The organism is Streptomyces sp. NPDC002309 (genome assembly GCF_053593375.1).
Window position 1 is genome coordinate 132,303 of record NZ_JBSFCI010000013.1, and the last position, 19,964, is coordinate 152,266.

Here is a 19,964-nt window from a genome sequence, read left to right on the forward strand (position 1 = left end):
CCCGGCAGGCGCTCTGCCGGGCCCGCAAGGGGAAGGGCGTGCCGGAACACGCCCTTGCTCCCGCTCGTCACTCCTCGTCGCGCAGCCGGTTCGCCAGGGCGGTCAGCGGCTCGGTCTCCTCGGTGTGGCCGAGCGCGGTCAGGCGGGTGATGGCCGCGTCGACGCGGGTGAGGGCGGGGGCGGTGCGCTCCAGGTAGATGCCCTCCACGGCGCCCGCGAGGCGGACGCACTCGGCCCACTCGCCGGCGTGTTCGTCCTCCCGCCCCGGTTCGCCGAGCAGCGCGAGGGTCTTCTCCAGGGCGGCCAGGGCGTCCTCGTACTCGCCGGCGTAGGCGTTGACCCGCCCGTGCTCGTAGGCCAGGGCGGCGTCCAGGGAACGGCCCCGTGCCTCGTATCCCGCGACGCGCGCCTCGTCGGCGATCCGGCCCGCGTCGGTGAGGAACGCGCGCGCGTCGGCAAGACCGTCGGGGCCCTGCTGCTGCGCCTGGAGGCGGGCGAGTTCGCGCAGGCAGTTGCTGACCTGCTCGTAGCGCGGGTCCCGGGAGTGGGCGGCCAGTGCCTGGTCGGCCACCTCGCGGGCCCGACCGAACTGGCCCGACTCGCCGAGGAGTACGGCGGTCTCCGCGGCGATCATGGCGTGGCTCCCCGGATCGTCGTCCCAGCCGGACGACTCGGCCGCCAGCGTGACGAACTCGGCCGTGGCGGCCTTGAGGTCCTCGCCCGCGTACAGCGCGCGGGCGCGGGTGAGGCGCAGCTGAGCGACGAGCCGGTCGTCCAGCTCTCCCGCGACGACGTCCGGTTCGGCCAGCAGGGAGTCCAGCAGGGCGATGCAGTCCTCGACGCGCCCCAGGTCGAGGCTGAGCTGGGCCGCGTTGCTGTAGGAACAGAACGCGTCCATCCGGTTGCCGCGCCGAAGGCCCACCTCCGCCGAGCGCGTCAGGTGCCGCAGCGCCTCGTCGGGGCGGCCCAGGTGCATGCAGGTCTCCGCCAGATCGCCGTGGAAGCGGGTGGTGTCGACGGTGTCGGCGGGCCAGTCGGCGGCCAGCCGCAGGCCCTCGCTGAGGTCCGCGTACGCGGCCTGCGCGTCCCGCAGGCCGAGCTGGAGCCGGCCACGCAGCCCGAGGGTGCGGGGCAGGTGCCAGGCGGGGCCGTGCGTCCTCAGCCGGTCGAGCAGGGCGTCGGTCTCGGTGACCGCGGTGGGCAGATCGCCGGAGATGGCGTGGGCGCCGGCCCGCAGCAGCAGCGCTCCGGAGAGCTGCCCGGCGATGTCGTGCCGGGCGGCGACCGCCTGCAACCTGTCCAGCTCGGCGAAGACCGGCCCGACGTGCTCCTCGCTGCCGGACGTCTGCAGGCGCAGGGCGAGCGCGGTCGCCCGCAGCCGCAGCAGTCGGGTCTCCTGGAACGGGGAGAATCCGGGCGTCTCCTCGTGGAGGCGGACCATCGACGTGTGGGCGGCGGTCAGCGCGGCTTCCTTCGCCTCGACCGCGTCGGTGCCCTGCGCTGACGCGGCTCCGCCGGCGTCCTGCGCGGGGATCTCGGCGGTGGCGAGCAGAGCGGCGGCTCGGGACAGCGCCGCGTCGACCGGTCGCCCGGCGTCGTCGTACAGGCCCGCGGCCTCCTCGTGGAGGGAGGCGGCGTCGGCGAACTCGTCCTTCTCACGGGTCAGATCCGCCTCGTCGGCCAGCAGATCCGCGCGCAGCCGCACGAGCGGGCCCACGGCCGGATCGTCGGGGTGGAGGTAGTCGCGGGAGGCCGCGAGCGTGCGCAGCCGCGCCCAGCACGCCCGTGAGTCCGGGTGCCCCTGCTGATCCAAGTCCCTTGCCCGGAGAATGAGTTCAGGCAGGGAGTCGGGGAGAGCGGCGGCGGTGCGGGCGGCGGGCGCGGCGACCGGGGCGGCGGGAGCCACGTCGTCGAGTCCGCGCGGACGCAGGGTCAGTTCCAGTGCGTCCAGGAGCGGGGCACGCTCAAGGCGGACCCGGCGGCGGTCGGTGTGCGCGGTGGTTCCGTTGCGGGCGTCGAAGCGGGCGGCGAGGTCGTCCGCCCGGCCGCGCACCTCGGAGCGCAGGCCGGCCACCGTCCAGGTGCGGCCCGCGAACCCGGCGGCGGGCAGCCCGCCGTGGCCGAGTGACTCGACGCGCTGGAGCAGGACGTCGACGCCGGTGAGGAAGCCGAGCTGGTCCAGCGGCGAGTCGACCTCCTCGAACAGGTTCCGGTTCTCGGCGAGCAGCTCCAGGCCGCGTGCCTCGTTGCCGGTCAGCGCGCAGAACTCCATGTGCCTGCCGACCTCCTGGGCCATCGAGGGGTTGCGGCGGCAGCCGCGGTAGCCGGCGAGGTGCAGTTCCCGGGCCTGGTCGGTGCGGCCGGTGCGCAGCAGGGGCAGCAGCGCGTACGAGACGGAGCGGGCCGGCTCCTCCTGGCAGGATTCCTTCCCGGCCAGGACGGGCTCCCAGAGGCCGAGCGCCCGCTCGTCGTCGCCCGCCGTGAGGTGGTACAGGGCGCGCTCGCAGATCTCGCAGGCCTCGCAGTCGCTGAGCCGGGTGCGGGTCCGGCTCGCCCACAGCTCGTAGGCGAGGGCGCTGTCCTCGCCGACATGGGCGGCGAGCTGGTACGCCTGTCCGTAGTAGGGCTGGAGCCCGAGGCCGGCCTTCTCGTACCGCTCGCGCATCTCCCGCGTCCACTGGTTCAGGCTGGCCAGAGGTATCTCGGGCAGTGCGCGCAACGCGTTGGCCACCCACTTGAACCGCCAGAACAGGGTGTGGCGCAGGCGCTCGTCGAAGTCGTCGGGCCGCTCGTCGAAGAGGGTGAGCAGACGGGCGAAGACGACGGGCGACTTCCGGGGTTCGGAGCCGTAGGTGTACGCCTCCTGGAGTTCCAGGAGCGCCTGGACCAACGGGACGGGCTCCTCGAACTGCTCGGCGGCGTCGACGAGTTCCTCGGCCGTGACGGTGCGGGTGCGGCCGTAGGGGCGGCGGCCGTTCTCCTGGAGCGCCTGGTACAGCTCGTCGGTGTTCTGAGGACGGGATGCGGTGGGCATTGTCAGCTGTCCTTGCGCAGGGCGTGGGCGAGAAGGTCGAGGAAGGAGCGGTTGATGAGGCTCGACTCGGCGGGCCTGAGCGGGCGCCGGGACAGCATCGCGGCCTGCCCGTAGAGAGCTTCGGCGCTCGTGCGGGCCAGCTCGGGCTCGTCGATCGCGACGGCGGTGCGGACCAGCGGGTTGAGCTGGTTGAGGATCAGCTGGGCCCGCGGTGCCTCCTGGCGCAGGGCGCCGAGGATGTCGCCCCACAGTCCGCCCTCCTGCTCACGGGCGAGCCGGGAGCGGGTGCGCTCGTGCCGGGCCTCGCGGCCGTCCACCAGGAGGGCGGGAGCGGAGGCGGGTTGGAAGGCACGCAGCGCGACGTCGCAGTCGAAGACGGCGAGGGCGTCACGGGCCCCGGCGAGGTAGGCCGCGGCGGCCAGTTCCGTCTCCCGGTCGACGGTGTCGAGATGGGCGGTGAGGGTCGCCGGGTCGAGGTCGGCGACACTGACCTCGGGCCTGATCTCGGGCAGCCGGTGCACCAGCTCACGGTCGTAGGTGTAGCCGCCGTTGACGACTCCGAGCCCGGCCGCCGAGGCGATCGCCGCGACCTGCCGGAACTCCTCCACGCTGGACGTCACGAGCACGGTGCGGTGGGTACGGGCGAACTCGTCGAGGGTGCTGTGCCCGTCGGTGGTCTCGAACGGCAGCCAGGGCAGCAGCATCCGCAGGATCTCGTCGTCGTGCACCGCGAGCGACTTCACGGCCAGGTGGTGGGCCTGGAGGAAGCGGGCGAGCAGATCCGGGTCGCTGGCGGCGGCCCGGGCGATCCACGCCCGCAGCCGCTCGGCGAGCGCGTCACGGACAGCCGCGAGCGTGTCGTCCTCGTACAGGGACTCGCGGGACGCCGTGGGGCGCAGGCTCTCGGCGTCGACCACGCAGCGGACGAAGAAGGCCCACTCGGGCAGGATCTCCTCGGCCTGCTCGGACAGCAGCATGCCCTTGACGTGCACGCGGTGGCCGTGACGGCGTCCGGCCGGCACCGTCTCCGGCAGCACGCACGCGATGCCCTTCAGGCCCACGGCCGGCAGGTCCAGTTCGATGGTGTCCAGCGGCGCGAACCCGAAGGTCTCCTCGCCGTACGCGGCCAGCGCACGGGACCGTGCTCCCGGCGTGGGGTACGTACGCGACCAGGGTGCCGGCTCGGGGTTGACGGGCGCCCCGGGGCCGCCCTTGCCGTCGTCGAAGGTCACCGGGTGGCGCAGCAGGGAGCCGAAGTGCCGGGCCAGCGCGTGGACCTGCTCCGGGCGGGTCCACTCACCCGCGTCGGCGCGCGGTGTCAGCGTGACGGTGGTGCCGGGCCGAGGGCGGGCGGAGGCGGGCAGGGTGCGGACGGTGTAACTGCCGTCGCCGCGCCCCCGCCATTCGACGGCGGGTGCGTCGGGGGTGCGGGCGGAGCGGCTCAGGACGTGGATCTCGTCGGCGACCAGAAAGCAGGAGAGCAGGCCGATACCGAACTGGCCGATGAAATTGCCCCGTTGCTCGGCGATCTTGTCGGCACGCTTGCTGCTGCGGCCGATCGTGGCGAGGAAGGTGTGCACGTCGGCCTCGGTGAGACCGACGCCGTCGTCCTCGACGCGTACGACGGAGCCGTCGGCGTGGACGCGGATGCCGAAGGCGGCGGCGGGGGCGGCCGGTTCGAGGCTGTGCCGGGCGGTCAGCGCGTCCACCGCGTTCTGCATGAGTTCGCGCAGGTAGACGCGGGGGCTCGAGTAGAGGTGGTGGGAGAGCAGGTCGACGAGGCCGCGCAGATCCACCTGGAAGGTGCGGTCGGCGCCGGCCGGGTTCGCGGCGGTGTCGGGCAGAGTCATCGGGCGGTCCGGAGTGTGAGGGACGACAGGGGCGGGCGAGCGGCGGCGGTGGCCGAAGGGCGCTCAGGCGCGGCGGTGGTGGCGGGCGAACGCCTTCTCCGGCTCCGCGAAGTAGTTCCACGGCCACTTGGTGCAGGCGCCGTCCAGCGCCTGGAAGACGCGCCGGACGGTGTGGCGCTCACCGGCCAGCGACAGGGCCATGGCGAACATGTTGAAGTCGTGCTGCCAGCCCGGGCGCCGCACATAGGAGGGATGCAGAATGCTGTGGTCCGCCGCCTCCCGCAACCGCGCCTGGATCGCCGGGGTTTCGAGGTGGTCCCCACGCTCCGACTCGACCCACTCCTCGATGTACGCCATGGCGATCACACAGCCGAGACGGTGCCCCTGCGGGGCGCGTGCCAAGGCGTCCTGGGCGAAGGCAAGGGCCTGCCCCGGCTCGCCGCCCCACCGCGGCTGCAACTGCGACAACCAGTCGACATGGGTCTCCAGGTCGAGCGGGTCGCGGCGCAGTGCGGCGTCGCGCCGGGTCTCGGTGACCGCGGGACCCAGCGACATGCCGCGCCCGGAGGTGAGGAGTTGGCTCCAGGGCGTCACCCATTCCGGCCGCAGCTCGGCGGCTTCGAGCAGGTGCTCCTCGGCGATGTGGAGCCGCTCGTGAAAGACGCGCCACTGCTCCTGCGTCACGTTCACGGCACGCTCAGCGGTCCGGGCCTCCCAGCCCCAGCTGATGTGGCGCGCCCCGGATATCAGCAGAGCGGTCGCGCGGTGCTCCTTGTCCTCCTCGACGGCCCGGCCGATCCAGTTCTGCACACCGTCCCAGTCGGCGAGTTCACCGAGGACCAGGTGGTCGCGGCCGAGATCGAAGGGGGCCAGCGCGGTCCTCACCGCCCGCCAGTCTCCCGCGTCGGCCGCCTCCATCAGCGCGAGCACCCGCGTGTCCCCGAGCGCACGCAGCGTGTACACCCCGTTCCTCCCCCGGCGCGGGACGGGAAGGGCGTGCGGGTCCGCTGTCGGTCTCTCCGCGTCCCGTCCGAACAGCTTGCCCAACATGCCGCGCCCTCCCCTTGGTCCCGCGTGATCGTCCGCTGCAGCATAGGCGGCACCACCGACATCACTTCCACAAGGTTTTCACCGGCGCTTCACGACGCTTCCGGCCCGCCGGAGGAGCGCTCCGGCGGGCGTGGCCGAAGCCAGGTGCGGCGGGTCCGTGGCATGCCCTATAGTTGATCTCACGCCGGTCGCCCGAACTGAGGGGAACTGGCCGTGCGTTGGTGGTCCAAGGAAAGACGTCCCGCTTCCTGCGGGGAGATGCAGGTGCAAGGCCTGCCCGGCGCTCAGGAGAACGAGCCCATCCCGAGTACGGGGTGGGCTCGTTCGTCGTGCCGCCCGTGTCGTGCTTATGGGTCGGCGGCGCGGACTCAGCTCGCGGTGAAGGTGACGGGCAGCCGCACCGGACCCCGCAACCCGCCCGGGCGCCAGGCCAGTTCGGTCGGCGGTACCGCCAGGGCCAGCTCCGGGAGGCGGCGCAAGGCCGTGCCGATGGCGATCTGCCCCTCCAGGCGGGCGAGCGGAGCGCCGAGGCAGTAGTGGATGCCGTGCCCGAACGCCAGATGTCCGATGTCCCGCCGGGTGACATCCAGCCGGTCGGGGTCACAGAAGCGCCCCGGATCGCGGTCGGCGATCGCGGAGGCGATCACCACGGTCGCGCCGCGTGGCACGCTGACGCCCGCGATCTCGACGTCCTCCCGCGCGAACCGCGCGATGCCCGGGCTGACGGGGCCGTCGTAGCGGAGGAACTCCTCGATCGCGCCCGGCAGCAGGCCGGGGTCGCCGCGCAGGAGTTCCCACTGGTCGGGGTGGGTGAGGAGGGCGGTGATGCCGCCGCCGATCAGATTGACCGTCGTGATGTAACCGGCCACCAGCAGCAGGAACGTCATCGAGATCAACTCGTCCTCGCTGAGCCGTCCCTCCTCGTCACGGGCGCTGATCAGCGCGCTCAGGAGATCGTCCTCGGGCCCGGCGCGCTTGGCGTCCAGCAGTTGCGTGAGGTAGGCGCGCATCTTCCGCCACGCCTCGTTCACGACCACCGGGTCCGGCATCCGCTCCCCGCGCAACAGCATGTCGTCGGTCCAGCGCTGGAAGTCGTACCGGTCGTCCACCGGCACCCCGAGCAGCTCGCTGATCACGGTGACCGGCAGCGGCAGCGCGAACTCCGCGACGAGTTCGGCCCGGCCCGCCGGCAGCATCTCGTCGAGCAGCCGGTCCGTGACCTCCTGGATCCGGGGCCGCAGCCCGGCGACCCGGCGGGCGGTGAACGCCTTCGAGACCAGGCGGCGCAGCCGGCCGTGGTCGGGCGGATCGGAGCGCAGCATGTTGCTCATCATCGACTCGCGCTCGAACTCGGGCAGCTGGTCCATCAGGCGCCGGTCCGACGCGTCACGGATGTCGCTGCTGAGCCTCGGGTCCGACAGGGCCGCGAGCCCGTCCTCGTAGCGGGTGACCAGCCAGGCGTCCACACCGCCCGCGATGACCGCGCGGCGGACCGGACCGGCCTCGCGCAGCTGTCGGTAGAGCGGAAAGGGATCGGCCACGAAGGCCGGATCGGCGTAGGGGAGAAGGACCGGCTGCTGGCTCTGGCTCATCGTGCCTCCCGGGCACGCGGCCACCATGCGCGGGAACACACATGGCGACCGCGTATCGCGACCCTGTGTGACGGTTTTGCTGTTACTTGTGGGTATGTATACCAGTGTGACTCATCGATGACGCATCGGTGACGCGGACGAAGGGACGGAGCGCGATGGACACGAGGGACGGCGTGCGGGCGGGGGAGCGCACCACGTGCTGCGTGGTGGGCGGCGGACCCGCCGGAATGGTCCTCGCCCTGCTCCTCGCGCGCGCCGGGGTGGAAGTCACGGTCCTGGAGAAGCACGGCGACTTCCTGCGCGACTTCCGCGGCGACACCGTCCATCCGACCACCCTCGCGCTCCTGGAGGAGCTCGGTCTCGGCGAACGGTTCGCCCGGCTGCCCCAGCGGCGGGTCACCACGGTCCAGCTGCCGCTCGGCCCTGACGGGACACTGGTCACCGTGGGAGACATCGGCGCGCTGCGACGCCGGTTCAACTACGTCGCGATGGTGCCCCAGTGGGACCTGCTCGACCTCCTGGCCGACGAGGCCCGGCGCGAGCCGTCCTTCACCCTGCGCATGAACACCGAGGTGACCGGCTTCCTCAGGGAGCGCGGCCGTGTCACCGGCGTCTCCTACCGCACGTCCGACGGCGGCACGGGCGAGCTGCGGGCCACCCTCACGGTCGCCTGCGACGGCCGCGGCTCGCTGGCACGCTCGCTCCCCGAACTGGACCTGCGCACGTTCCCCTGCCCCATGGACGCCTGGTGGTTCCGGCTGCCACGGCGCGAGGGCGACCCGGGAGGGCTGGTGGGCGGCGTCGGCGACCGGTTCCTCAGCGCCATGATCGACCGCGGGGACTACTGGCAGTGCGCCGTGCTGATCCCCAAGGGCAGCGACGCCCGGCTGCGCGCGGAGGGCCTCGACCGCTTCCGGGACTCCTACGGGACCGCCGTCACCTGGCTCGCGGACCGTGTGCACACCCTCACCTCGTGGGACGAGGTGAAACTGCTCGACGTACGGCTCGAACGGCTCGGACGCTGGCACCTGCCGGGGTTGCTCTGCATCGGCGACGCGGCGCACGCCATGTCGCCGGTCTTCGGCATCGGCATCAACCTTGCCGTCCAGGACGCGGTGGCCGCGGCCCGCCACCTCGTCGGTCCGTTGAGCGGCGAGCCGTCCGGCCTTCCGGCGGCCGTGCGCCGCGTCCAGCGCCGCCGCATGCCGACCACGGCCGTCACCCAGGGCATGCAGCGGATCGCCCACGCCAACGTCATCGAGCCGGTGCTCCAGGGCCGGCCGCCCTTCGGGAACCCGAGACGGGCCCAGCGGCTGGCCGACCTGGTCACGAACTCACGCCGGCTGAACCGCGTACCGGCCTACTTCCTGGCCTACGGCGCCCTGCGCGAACGGCCGCCGACGGCCTCGCTGCGCCGGCCGGAGCCGGACTGAGGCGCCCGCCGGCATGCCGCCGGGCGCGGTCGGTCCGGCACGGCCCGCCCCGGTCCCGGCGGCCGTGCGGGGCCCCGCGCCCGGGCCTACCGTGGAAGGACGGACAGCAGCGCGCACCGGGAGAGGTGACGCCGATGCCGCACGAGCGGAACGTGCCCCCGACGGCCGCCGAGGAGCGGGCGATCGCCGACGAGCTGCGCTCCTCGCTCCTGGGCGAGGTGATCGACCGCGGGCATCCGGCCTACGACGAGGCGCGCACCGTCTGGAACGGCCTGATCGACCGCCACCCCGCGGTCGTCGCCCGCTGCTCCGGCACGGCGGACGTCGTCGAGGCGGTGCGGGTCGCGCGGGAGCACCGTCCCGTCGTCAGCGTCCGCGGCGGCGGTCACCAGGTGGCGGGCAGCGCAGTGTGCGACGACGGGCTCGTGATCGACCTGTCGCGGATGAAGGGCGTGCACGTCGACCCCGTGGCCCGTACGGCGCGCGCCCAGGCGGGCGTGACCTGGGGCGAACTGGACCGCGAGACGCAACTGCACGCCCTTGCCACGCCCGGCGGGGAGATCTCGGCGACCGGCATCGCGGGTCTCACGCTCGGGGGCGGCTTCGGGTTCGTGATGCGGACGTTCGGCCTGAGCTGCGACAGCGTCCGCTCACTGGAGATCGTCACCGCGGACGGCGCCGCGCGCGCGGTGAGCCGGGAGCGGGAACCCGACCTGTACTGGGCGGCGCGCGGGGGAGGCAGGGGCATCGGCGTCGTCACGTCCTTCGAGTTCGGCCTGCACTCCCTGGGCCCCGAAGTGGCCACGGTGGTGGTCCTCCACCCCTACGAGCACGCCGAGGCGGTGGTGCGGGCCTGGCGGGACGCGACGTACCACGCGCCCAGGACGGTCACGCCGGAACTGCTGCTCTGGAGCGTGCCCGCCGCCCCCGGGATACCGAGGGAACTGCACAGGGCGAAGTGCGTCATCATCGGCGCCGTCCACGGGGGCCCGCCGGACGACGGCGCCGCCGCGGCGCTCGCACCCCAGCGCGCACTGGGCCCGGTGCTCCTGGACCTCAGCGCCACCGTGCCCTACGTCGCGCTGCAGAGCGCCAACACCTGGCGGTTCCCGGACGGCGAGCGCTACTTCATGAAGTCGCACTTCATGGACGAGCTGACCGACGACGCCATCCGCACCCTGCTGGACTGGGACTCCCGGCGGCCGACCCCGGAGAGCCTCGTCGTCGTGCGCACCCTCGGCGGCGCCGTCGCGGACGTGGCCCCCGACGACAGCGCGTTCGCGCACCGCTCCGCGCGCTTCAACGTCAGTATCGACGCGGGCTGGCAGGACCCGGCACAGGACGGGCCGGCCATCGAGTGGGCGCGCTCGGCGTGGGACGCGGTGAAGCCGTTCTCCAGCGGCGGGACCTACGTCAACTTCGCCGGGCTCGGCGAGGACGCGAGCCGGCTGCGCGGCGCGGTCTTCGGCGCCCACGAGGAGCGGCTCGCGGGCATCCGCGCCGCCTACGACCCGGAGGGGCTCTTCGCGCCGGCCGCGCTGATGCCGTGAACCTCAGTCGATGCGCGTTCCCGCGCCGCCGACACGCACCCGCCGGTCACCCGCGCGCAGCGTGACCGTGAGTTCGCCGGGGCGGCCCAGGTCCTCGCCCTGGCGCAGGGTGAGGACGGCTTCCTCGGGGACCAGGCCGAGTTCACGGGCGTACGCGCCGAAGGCGGCGGCCGCGGCGCCGGTCGCCGGGTCCTCGACGACCCCGCCGACCGGGAAGGGGTCACGGACGTGGAAGACGGAGGCCGACTCGCGCCACACCAGCTGCAGCGTGGTCAGGTCCAGGCGGTGCATCAGGGCCTCGAGGCGCGCGAAGTCGTAGGCGAGATCGGCGAGGCGTGCGCGCGTCGCCGCCCCGAGCACGAGATGGCGGGCACCGGCGAACGCGATCCGGGGCGGGAAGTCCGCGTCGAGATCGGCCGCGGGCCAGGCGAGTGCGGCGAGCGCCTCCGTGACGTCGGCGGCGGCGATCTCCTCGACATACGGCTCGACGCTGGTGAGCGTGGCCCGGACCGTTCCGCCCTCCTCGGTGACCTCCACCGGTACGGTGCCGGCGGGCGTCGCGAACACGAGTGCTCCCGGGCCGGTCCGCTCGGCGAGAGCGACGGCGGTCGCCACGGTGGCGTGCCCGCAGAACGGCACCTCGGCCCTGGGACTGAAGTAGCGGATGCCGTACGCCCGCCCCTCCTCGCCGCCGAGGCCCTTCGGGGGCGCGGTCAGGAACGCGGTCTCCGAGTACCCGAGCTCGGCGGCGACGGCCAGCATGTCGGCGTCGTCCAGGGCGCCGGCGTCCAGCACGACTCCGGCGGGGTTCCCGCCGTCGGGGGAGCTGGAGAAGGCGGTGTATCGCAGCACTTCGGGTCGCGGTGTGTTCGTCGTCACGTCCTCTCAACGCGCGGTCGGCTCAGGCTGTTCCCGGGGCCCCTCGGCTCCCGGACGCAGGACCCCCTCCCGCCCCGAGGGGTGGGAGGGGGTCCGTGGAGCCACACGGTGGACCGGAGGGTCAGGGCTGCGCGTCCAGACGGAAGCTCTGCGCCGCCGAGTTGTCGCACGGCCGCTGCACCAACTGCACGCCGTTGGCCGAACTGCCGGTGGAACTCATGCACTTGCCGCTGTGCCGGGCGATGAAGCGGTAGCTGCCGGACGCCTCCCGCTCCGGTCGCCACTGCTGGTTGCCGCCCGCGCCGTACGACCACAGCTGAAGCGGCGCGTTGTCGGCGGTGGAGACGCCGGTGACGTCGATGACCTGCTGAGGATTGCCCCGGATCGCGATCCGGGTGTAGCCGCTGTCCGTGGAGCGGAACTGGAACTGCTGCGCCAGGGTCCCGTTGCAGGTGTACTGCTGGATGGGCGTGCCGTTGGCGGTGGCGGCCGCCCTGGCGTCGACGCAGGCCCCGCTCGCGCCGTTGGTGGCCGAGTACCACGTCGTCTCGGAGATCGGGTCGGGCGGCGGGGGCTCCTCTCCCGCGCCGCCGAGCCACTTGAGGCCGTCGATGAGGAAGCGGTTCTGGGTGGCGCTGGCGAACGTCGAGGAGAGACGTGTGTTGGTGTCGTAGTTCATGGCGTTGTGGCCGAAGTTCGCGTACAGCATCCGGTACTGGGTGTTGGTCCACAGGATCGGGTAGTAGCCGCTGTACCACGACTGGTTCGGATCGGTGCCCAGCGGGAAGCTGGACGGGTCGACCGACGCCAGGACCTTGATGTCGGACCTGTTCCGAAGGTCGTTGGACCAGCTGTACCACTCACTGACCGACGAGGTGAACGTCGCCGGCAGCGCAGCCGTCGACGGGTGCGTGCGGTCCTCGGTGCGCAGGACCGCCGTGGTGGGACCCCACGTGTTGGACCGGAAGTTCCCGCTGCCCAGGAAGGTGTTGTGGTACCACGACCAGGCGTTGGCATTGGTGGTGAAGGCCGCCACATGGAAGCCCAGCCAGCCGCCGCCTGCCCGCATATACCGTTCGAAACCGGCCCGTTGCGCGGCCGTCTTGGGCGAGTCGTCCAGGAACAGGACGACCTGGTACGCGTCGATCCCGCCGTTGGCCAGGAGGTTCCAGTCGGTGGTGGCCGTGTAGGTGAAGTTGTTCTGAGCCGCGGCCTGCGGGAACCAGACGTTGGCTTCCTTGACGAAGTCGATGTGCGCGGGGTCGTAGTTGCCGTTGTAGAAGGCGATCACCTTGAACGCGGGCGCCTGGGGCGCCACGGAGGCCGGGTTCCCGGCGTGGGCCGGGGCGGTCAGCCCCAGCAGCACGGCCAGCAGTGTCAGCAGCCTGGCTGCGAGCCGCCTCACGGGTAGCTCACCAGGTTCGCGACGTTGGTGGTCGAGTTGGACGGCCCGCCGCGGTCGTTGATGACGTGCCGGATGGTGCCGGTGCCGCCCAGCGACACGGTCACCATGTTCTGGAAGCGGACGTTGGGGTTGTTGGGCACCTCGAAGGCCCGCTCCGCGGTCACGCCCGGGTTGACGTTGAAGAAGCAGTAGCTTCCCAGTCCGTACGCCTGGTGGCTCGTGACCGAGTTGGCGACCTTGTACGCGGAGTAGCCCTGTGTCGAGCCGTTCATCCAGGCGGCCTGGTTGGGCGGGTCGTAGGGCATCTCGTTCTGGTAGAAGTACGTCCGCCCGCCGTTGCCGTTCCAGATGGTCTGGTGCTTCTGGTAGTGCTCGACGAACAGCCCGTACATCGTCACGTTGTCGCCGTTGACGATCAGGCCGGTGTCACCGGTGTTGGTGTTCCAGCCGATGCCGGTGCCGTGGTCGCCGCGCCAGATCCACATGTGGTCGCCGATGACATGGTCGCTGTTGACGACGAGGCTGGTGGTCGCCTTGCCGACCGCGGCGCCGCCGACGCGGAAGTACACGTCGTGCAGGGAGGTGGGGTTGGCCGCGTGACCGGCCGAGGACCCGGCCGGTCCGATCTCCACCAGCGTCTGGGAGTTGGTCGTACCGGCGTCGAAGAGGACACCCGCGATCTTCACACCGTCGACGTCGGCGACCGTCATGGCCGTGATCCCGTTGTCCGGGATGAAGGTGGCCAGGCCCAGGCCGAGGACCACGGTGTCGGGCCGCGTCACCCGCAGTGTCTGGTTCAGGTGGTAGACGCCGGGTGTGACCAGAAGGTTCTTGCCCTCGTCGAGAGCTGCGTTGATCTGCGCGGCGGTGGCGCCGGCCTTGACGACGTAGAACTGGTCCATCCCGAGCGAGGTGCCGGGCGCGTTGCCGCCGGCCCATGTGGTGGCCGAGGAGTTGGTCCGCAGAGCGGGGACGAACACCCGGTAGGCACCCGCGCCGTCGACGTACAGGAAGGGCTTCTCCCGCACCGTCGGGGTCTGCGTGACCGTGGTGTAGGGCGGGTTGGGGAACGTGTTGCCCGGCACGCCCTGGCTGCCGACGAAGACCATGTTCCAGTTGGAGCCGGTCCAGCTGCCGAGCTGGGAGTTGCGGGTCAGCCACTGCTGCTGGGTGCCCGAGCGGACCTGGCCGTCGATCTTGGAGTCGGCCATGAACCCACCGCTGGACCAGCCGCCGTCACTGAGCTCCAGGTTGCCGCGCACATGCATGCGCCGGTACGAGGAGGCCTGCGACACCGCCCAGCGGTCCGTGCCGCCGGTCGGGTTCACCGAGAGGTTCTCGGCGCCGCGCCAGAAGTTGTGCGTGGCGTTCTGCGGCGGGAACCAGTCCGCCTCCACATGCACGGCGCCGTTGATCGTCACCGAGTCGGGGGACTGCCCCAGGCCCAGGACCTGGGTGTAGAAGCCGACGTTGACGTCGTTGCTGTAGGTGCCCGGCTTGAACAGGACCGCGTGGCGCTGCGAGCCGAACTGGTTGGTCTCCTGCTGCCGGAAGATCGTGTCCAGCCGGCTCTGGATCGTCGACGAGGGCATCGACGGGTCGAAGACGGCCACGTTGGGACCGAGGTCGACATCCCCGGGCGCGGTGCTCACGGGCGTCACCTGGAAGCGCTGCGCCGCCGTGCCGTTGCAGGTGTACTGCACCAGTTGCACCCCGTCGGCCGTGGAGGCGGACGGGACGTCGAGGCACTTGCCGCTGTGCCGGTTGACGAAGAGGTAGGCGCCGCCGCCCTCGTCGACCGCCTGCCACTGCTGGTTGTTGCCGCCGCCGTACGTCCACAGGTGCACGGGCGCGTTGTCGGCGGTGGACACGTCGCTCACGTCCACCACCTGCTGGGCGTCGTTGCGGTTGCCGATCCGCACATAGCCGTCGCTGGTCGCGGTGAAGTTCCACTGCTGCGCGGTGGTGCTGTTGCAGGTGTACTGCTGCACGGCCGTGCCGTTGGCCGTCCCGGCCGCCCGGGCGTCGAGGCACTTGCCGCTGCCGCTGTTCACCACGGTCGCCCAGCTCGCCGGCAGGGCGGCGATCGCTGCGGAGTCCGGTGGGGCGGCGGCCTTCGGAGCGGCGGCCTGGGCCGGCTGGACGGCGGTGAGGACGGAGGCCGCGACGGCGGCCGCCGCCAGGACCGCGGTCCAGGGGCGACGGACGCGGCTCAGAGGAGAGCCGCCGGACGGACCGCCTACGGGTGGTCGCGAGGAGCGAGACATCGTGTCTACCTCCTGTGCCGCGAACGGCACGGGTGGGGGATGGGGGAGGAGAGGCGAGCGGGGAGCGGGCGCGGGTCGGCGGCGGTGCGGTCGACCCGAACCCGCCGTGCGGTCAGCCGTTGTACTGGGCGAAGACCCGGGTGAAGTCCCACGGCTGCTGGGAGACGCCCGAGCAGGTGTCGGCGCCACCACCCGTGCAGGGCCGGTCGCGGTTGACCGACCAGAAGGTCAGCCGGGCCAGGTGCCGCTGCTGGGCGTAGGCCAGGATGGTGCGGAAGTCGGCGACGGTCACCGTCTCGTTGTTGTCGGTGATGCCGTTCATCGAGGAGATGCCGGTGTGCCGGTAGGCCTGGTCGTCGCTGTACCCGTAGGCGTTCTTGACCGCCGTCTTCAGCCCCTCGGCCGCGCGGACGGTCAGCTGGCCCATGTTCTGGCCGGCGCCGCCGAAGTTGAACGGCATGATCGTCCAGCTGTCCACGGTCAGCCCGGACGCGGCCGCCTTGCTGATCAGGCTGCTGTCGGGCCCGTTCTGCCCGGTGCCGAAGGTGACGTACACCTTGATCCCCGGGTTGTTGGCCTTGACCGTCTTGAGGGCGTCCACCGTGCGCTGCTGCACCACCGGGCTGTCGTACGCCGCGGCTTCGATGTCGATGTCGATCGCCTTGAGTCCGTAGGCGTTGATGACCTTCTGGTAGGCCGCCGCCAACTCGCCCGCGCTGCCGCAGGAACTCTCCAGCTTGTTGCCGCTCCATCCGCCGAACGACGGGATCACATCGCCACCGGCGGCGCGGACGGTGTTGACGGTCTGCTGGTCGACCCCGCCGGTGAGGGGACGCTGGCCGTCCCACTGCGGATTGCAATAGCCGTTGCTGAGGACGAAGGCGAGGGTGAACCACTTGACGCCGGTCGCGTTCATGACGGTCGTGGGGCTCGGCGGGCTGCCCCAGCCGTTGTAGAGGTAGGGGGCCACGGCCATCGCGCCGGGTCCGGGCGGGGGGTTGCCGCCGGTGGGCGCGGTCCACTTCTGGTTGGCGGCGCCGGTGCAGGTCCAGATCTGCAGCCGGGTGCCGTTGGCGGAGCTGTTGCCGGTCGCGTCAAGGCACTTGCCGGCCTGTGGGTTGACGATGTCGCGGGCGGCCGTGACCGTCCACTGCTGGGCGGCGCTGCCGTTGCAGTCCCACAGTTGGACGCGGGTGCCGTTGGTGGTGCCGGCCGAGGCGACGTCCAGACACTTGCCGAGCGCCCGGACGGTGCCGTCGTCGCCGACGGTCCACTGTTGCGCGGCGGTGCCGTTGCAGTCGTAGAGCTGTACGGCCGTGCCGTTGACCGTCGCGGCGCCCGCGACGTCCACGCACTTGCCGCCGAGGCCCGTGATCTGTCCGGTGGCCGCCACGGCGCCTGCCGGCGAGGAGTTCAGACCCGCCAGGAGGACGGCGGCCACCGCCGTACCGAGCCCGGCGCGCGCCGCGTGCCCGCGGAGGAGTGTCGAGGTCATGCGTCACTGTCCTGTTCTGCCGTCATCCGATCCGCGCAGACCCCCGGCCCCCGCTCACGACCGCGCCTGCCACGAGCCATGACGACTGCGGGAGCCATCGTGGTGGCGTGTATATGACAGGCGGGCCGTGATGTGGGGGCTGCGGGAATGTGTGCGGCGGCTGCGATGGTGGGGGAGGAGGAGTCAGATCGGACCGCTTACTTCACACCGTGATTTAAGAAGTGACCGAAAACTCCTGTCAAGAGCTTGGTACAGTCCAATTCGTCAAGGGGGCCATTGAGTTGGGCTCGGACCGGCAGCCGCGCAGGCCACTCCTCGCCTACGGCGTCACGCTGATGTTCGTCCGCCCCCGGCCGCCCGTGACGGTGTTGCTGCTGTACACCGTCGTACGGCAACCGGAACGGGCGGATAAGTGTCCGGTTCGTCCGCGGGCGTGGGGTTCCGACGAGGGCGTTCGTGTAGGTGACCTCAAGGGTGCTGCAGGGTGCGGGGTTCACGGCCTCGCGTGCGAAGGGGATTCGCCTTCGTGGCGCCCGGAGGTCACGTGGAACGCGCCTGCCGCCCCGCGGTTGAGTTCCGCGGGGCAGATGTCCCGCGGTCGAGTTCCGCGGGGGCGGGGGCGGGGCGGTGCCGAAGGGGCGCTTTCTCGCGGTCGCGGTGTCACGACGGCCGCGTCCCGCGCTGTCGGCGGCCGTTGGGGGTCATGCCCTCGGCGGGCGTGTCATTCGCCCTGCTGGGCGGTTTCCTCGGCCTGTGCGGCGGGCTCGGCCGCCTCGGGGGTGGTGTAGAAGACGGAGGAGCCCTGCTTGGTGCGCTGCGCCTGGTTCCTGGCCACGAGCCCTTCGAGCGTCGTGCGCACGACGGTGCTCTTGACCGTGCGCTCGGGGTACTGCTGTCCCAGCGCGGTGGTGACCTCGGCGGCGGAGCGGGGTTCGCCCTGGCCCTCCAGGTGCGCGCGCACGAGTTCGACGAGCGTCGGCGAAGCAGGCGCTGCCGCTGAGGACTTGGCGGGGGCCGGGCTCTTCTTGTCCGGGCGCTTCCGGGCGGGGGCGGCGGGCTTGTTCACCTTCGTGCGCTTGGTGGCGGGCGAACCGGCCTCCGTCTTCCGGGTCTTGCGAGGTGCGGGCACAGTGGTCGTCGCGGGCTCGGTCACGGGCGCCGTGAGCGCCGGGACACCGAGTGCCTGCCGGATGTTCACCAGGACCGTGTGGTCATGGCGCAGTGACGCCAACTGCGCCTGGAGAGACTCGATCTCGGCATTGAGGCGGTCCTGTTCCTTGACATTGCGATCGAGGTCGCCGGCCACCTGCGCGCTGTACTGCGAGGTCAACTCGGTCGTTTCGGCGGCGGTTGTCTCGGCGGCGGTTGTCTCGGCGGTGATGGTCTTGGCGGTGATTGTCTCGGCGGTGGTCGGGGACAAGGTCCTCACACCCCTTCCGGGTGTCGTGGCCGACGGGTGACAGTGCCCGTGGCGTATGCGAAATCTAACGAGGGTGTTCTTCTGCCTGGTGTCGTCCGGGCGGCAGCAGTTACTGCCGCACACGGTAAGCAGTGATGGTACGGAAGATGTCCGCCATGTACCTGGGAGACGACCGCGGTACATCATGAGGTGGGCATATCGGCCACGGGGTGCAAGGGGCGGTGTTAGGGTTGGTGTGTTCGTGCTGATCAGGATCTGAGTGCCTGATCCGGATCCGAGTGAGAAGAGGGAGGTGGGGTTGATGACCGCGTTCGAGGTCGCCGCGAGCGGCGCCCGGTTCTCCCTCACGTCCCACACGAACATCTCCTGAAACGGAAATTCACCGTCATGGGCAACACCTGGATCACACGTGCCGAAACCGGCGCCGACATCCCCGCCGTACGGGAAATCAATCTCGCCGCCTTTCCCACCCCCGAGGAAGCGGACCTCGTCGACGCCCTGCGTGCGGACCCGGCCGCATGGATCGAGGGTCTCTCCCTGATCGCCGCCGGTGAGGACGGCCGGCCGGTGGGGCATGCCCTGCTGACCCGCTGTCACATCGACAGCACGCCGGCGCTCTGCCTCGCCCCCTGCGCCGTACGCCCGGAGTGGCAGCGGACCGGGGCGGGCAGTGCCGCCGTACGCGCCGCCCTGGCCGCGGCGAGGTCACTGGGTGAGCGCCATGTGGTCGTCCTCGGACATCCGGCCTACTACCCCCGGTTCGGATTCACCCGCGCGAGTGACCACGGCATCGGTCTCACCATCGACGTACCCGACGAGGCTCTGATGGCACTGGGTCTCGACGCCGACCATCCGTTGCCGAGAGGCACGGTCCACTACGCCGCTCCGTTCGGTATCTGACCGACCTGTGCCGCGCGGGGGCCTCGAACCCTCGCGTGGCACGCTCCCCACCCGCCATATGAATCACACATTCATATGGGCCGATTGGTAGATCAATTGATCGACTCCCTCCCCTTTTGATCGAATGCGATTCTCGGCCCATTTCCGGCACTTGATACTTTAAGCTTCCTGGTGTCACGCCAGGGAGCGCGCTGGGGGCGCGCGTCGCAGGGGGAGCTGGTTGTAGTGCGCCGTCGATCGTTCTTCGCGGCCTTGTTGGGCTGCGCCGTATTCCTTTTCGGTTCGATCTCGGCCGCGGCGCCGGTCCACGCCGCCGACCCGGTCGCTCCGTACGCCGAACTGGCGCCTGATACCGGCGATCTGGTTCCGGGCGGTGAGCCACTGAGTGTCGACGCGCTGTTCCACAACACACTCGACACCGACGTCACGGACAGCTTCATCGTCGCCGTCGGCGCCCGGCTCGCACCACCGGCCACACCGCTGACGGCCGATCAGATCACCGTGGAGTGGTTCGACGCTGCGGCGTCCGTGTGGCGGGCGGTGGAACTGACGCCGGGCAGCACCGCGCTCTCCGGGTACCTCAGCACGGACGAGGGACTGCCGTCCGTCGGGACCCTCCCGGCCGGCGAGACGATGCGGATCGGCCTGCGGATCTCGCTGGCCCGCGAGGTACCGACCTCCACCACCCTCCAGTTCGTCGTCCAGGGCCTCATCCAGCCCATCCCGCAGGTCGATCCGGTGACGCTCATGGACGGCACGGCGTCCTACTCGGTCGTGCCCGAGGCCACGGCCACCGCCTCGCCCACCGCCACCGGTTCGACGAGCGCGTCACCGAGTGAGTCGGCGACGCCCAGTGCGAGTGCCTCCGCCTCGGTCTCGGCTTCCGTCCCGGCCGAACCGTCGCCGTCCCCGTCCCTCACCTCGGTCGCCCCGGCGCCGTCGGCGCTGTTCGGTGGCGGCGGAGGGGCACAGCTCGCGGAGAGCGGCACCCCCGGACTCGCCGTCGTCGCCGGCGCGACCGCCCTCGTGTCCGCCGGTGCCGTGGCGCTCGTCCTGATCCGTCGACCGCGCCGAGGCTGATCCCGACCG

13 protein-coding genes are annotated in these 19,964 nt (G+C 71.6%); 4 read left to right on the forward strand and 9 right to left on the reverse strand.

Annotated elements, in window-relative coordinates; translation table 11 throughout:
* Positions 1–67 precede the first annotated feature (67 nt).
* The 4 genes from ACWCPM_RS13850 to ACWCPM_RS13865 form a co-directional block, all read right to left on the reverse strand.
* The gene (locus tag ACWCPM_RS13850) at positions 68–3,034 is read right to left on the reverse strand and encodes a hypothetical protein (RefSeq protein ID WP_450976360.1); all 2,967 of its coding nucleotides are present in this window, start codon (positions 3,032–3,034) and stop codon (positions 68–70) included.
* A gap of 2 nt (positions 3,035–3,036) precedes the next feature.
* Positions 3,037–4,884 (reverse strand): HSP90 family protein, encoded by a 1,848-nt coding sequence (locus ACWCPM_RS13855; protein WP_450976361.1) that lies wholly within the window; start codon positions 4,882–4,884, stop codon positions 3,037–3,039.
* A gap of 63 nt (positions 4,885–4,947) precedes the next feature.
* Positions 4,948–5,934 carry a hypothetical protein gene (locus ACWCPM_RS13860; protein ID WP_450976362.1) on the reverse strand — a complete coding sequence of 329 codons (987 nt, stop codon included), beginning with the start codon at positions 5,932–5,934 and terminating at the stop codon, positions 4,948–4,950.
* A gap of 368 nt (positions 5,935–6,302) precedes the next feature.
* Positions 6,303–7,526 carry a cytochrome P450 family protein gene (locus ACWCPM_RS13865; protein ID WP_450976363.1) on the reverse strand — a complete coding sequence of 408 codons (1,224 nt, stop codon included), beginning with the start codon at positions 7,524–7,526 and terminating at the stop codon, positions 6,303–6,305.
* A gap of 155 nt (positions 7,527–7,681) precedes the next feature.
* Between ACWCPM_RS13865 and ACWCPM_RS13870 the strand changes: the two genes are divergently transcribed.
* Together ACWCPM_RS13870 and ACWCPM_RS13875 are read left to right on the forward strand one after the other, a co-directional pair.
* Complete coding sequence (locus ACWCPM_RS13870; RefSeq protein ID WP_450976364.1) at positions 7,682–8,959, forward strand: FAD-dependent oxidoreductase; 1,278 nt, start codon at positions 7,682–7,684, stop codon at positions 8,957–8,959.
* Between the two features lie 134 nt (positions 8,960–9,093).
* Complete coding sequence (locus tag ACWCPM_RS13875) at positions 9,094–10,509, forward strand: FAD-binding oxidoreductase (protein ID WP_450976365.1); 1,416 nt, start codon at positions 9,094–9,096, stop codon at positions 10,507–10,509.
* Positions 10,510–10,512: 3 nt separating this feature from the next.
* Here the strand turns inward: ACWCPM_RS13875 and ACWCPM_RS13880 are convergent, their stop codons facing one another.
* The 5 genes from ACWCPM_RS13880 to ACWCPM_RS13900 form a co-directional block, all read right to left on the reverse strand.
* Positions 10,513–11,388, reverse strand: coding sequence for a PhzF family phenazine biosynthesis protein (locus ACWCPM_RS13880; protein WP_450976366.1), 876 nt, complete (start codon positions 11,386–11,388; stop codon positions 10,513–10,515).
* Positions 11,389–11,509: 121 nt separating this feature from the next.
* Positions 11,510–12,793, reverse strand: coding sequence for a ThuA domain-containing protein (locus tag ACWCPM_RS13885; protein WP_450976367.1), 1,284 nt, complete (start codon positions 12,791–12,793; stop codon positions 11,510–11,512).
* Positions 12,790–15,060, reverse strand: coding sequence for an RICIN domain-containing protein (locus tag ACWCPM_RS13890; protein ID WP_450976368.1), 2,271 nt, complete (start codon positions 15,058–15,060; stop codon positions 12,790–12,792). Before ACWCPM_RS13890 ends, ACWCPM_RS13885 begins: the two co-directional genes overlap by 4 nt.
* Before the next feature lie 112 nt (positions 15,061–15,172).
* Complete coding sequence (locus tag ACWCPM_RS13895; RefSeq protein ID WP_450976369.1) at positions 15,173–16,555, reverse strand: ricin-type beta-trefoil lectin domain protein; 1,383 nt, start codon at positions 16,553–16,555, stop codon at positions 15,173–15,175.
* Between the two features lie 721 nt (positions 16,556–17,276).
* On the reverse strand, positions 17,277–17,975 hold the full coding sequence (locus tag ACWCPM_RS13900) for a hypothetical protein (RefSeq protein WP_450976370.1): 699 nt from the start codon (positions 17,973–17,975) through the stop codon (positions 17,277–17,279).
* A 387-nt stretch (positions 17,976–18,362) separates the two neighbouring features.
* On the opposite strand from ACWCPM_RS13900, the gene ACWCPM_RS13905 reads away from it, so the two are divergent.
* Positions 18,363–18,875 (forward strand): GNAT family N-acetyltransferase, encoded by a 513-nt coding sequence (locus tag ACWCPM_RS13905; protein WP_450976371.1) that lies wholly within the window; start codon positions 18,363–18,365, stop codon positions 18,873–18,875.
* A 225-nt stretch (positions 18,876–19,100) separates the two neighbouring features.
* Positions 19,101–19,955 carry a hypothetical protein gene (locus ACWCPM_RS13910; RefSeq protein WP_450976372.1) on the forward strand — a complete coding sequence of 285 codons (855 nt, stop codon included), beginning with the start codon at positions 19,101–19,103 and terminating at the stop codon, positions 19,953–19,955.
* Positions 19,956–19,964 lie beyond the last annotated feature (9 nt).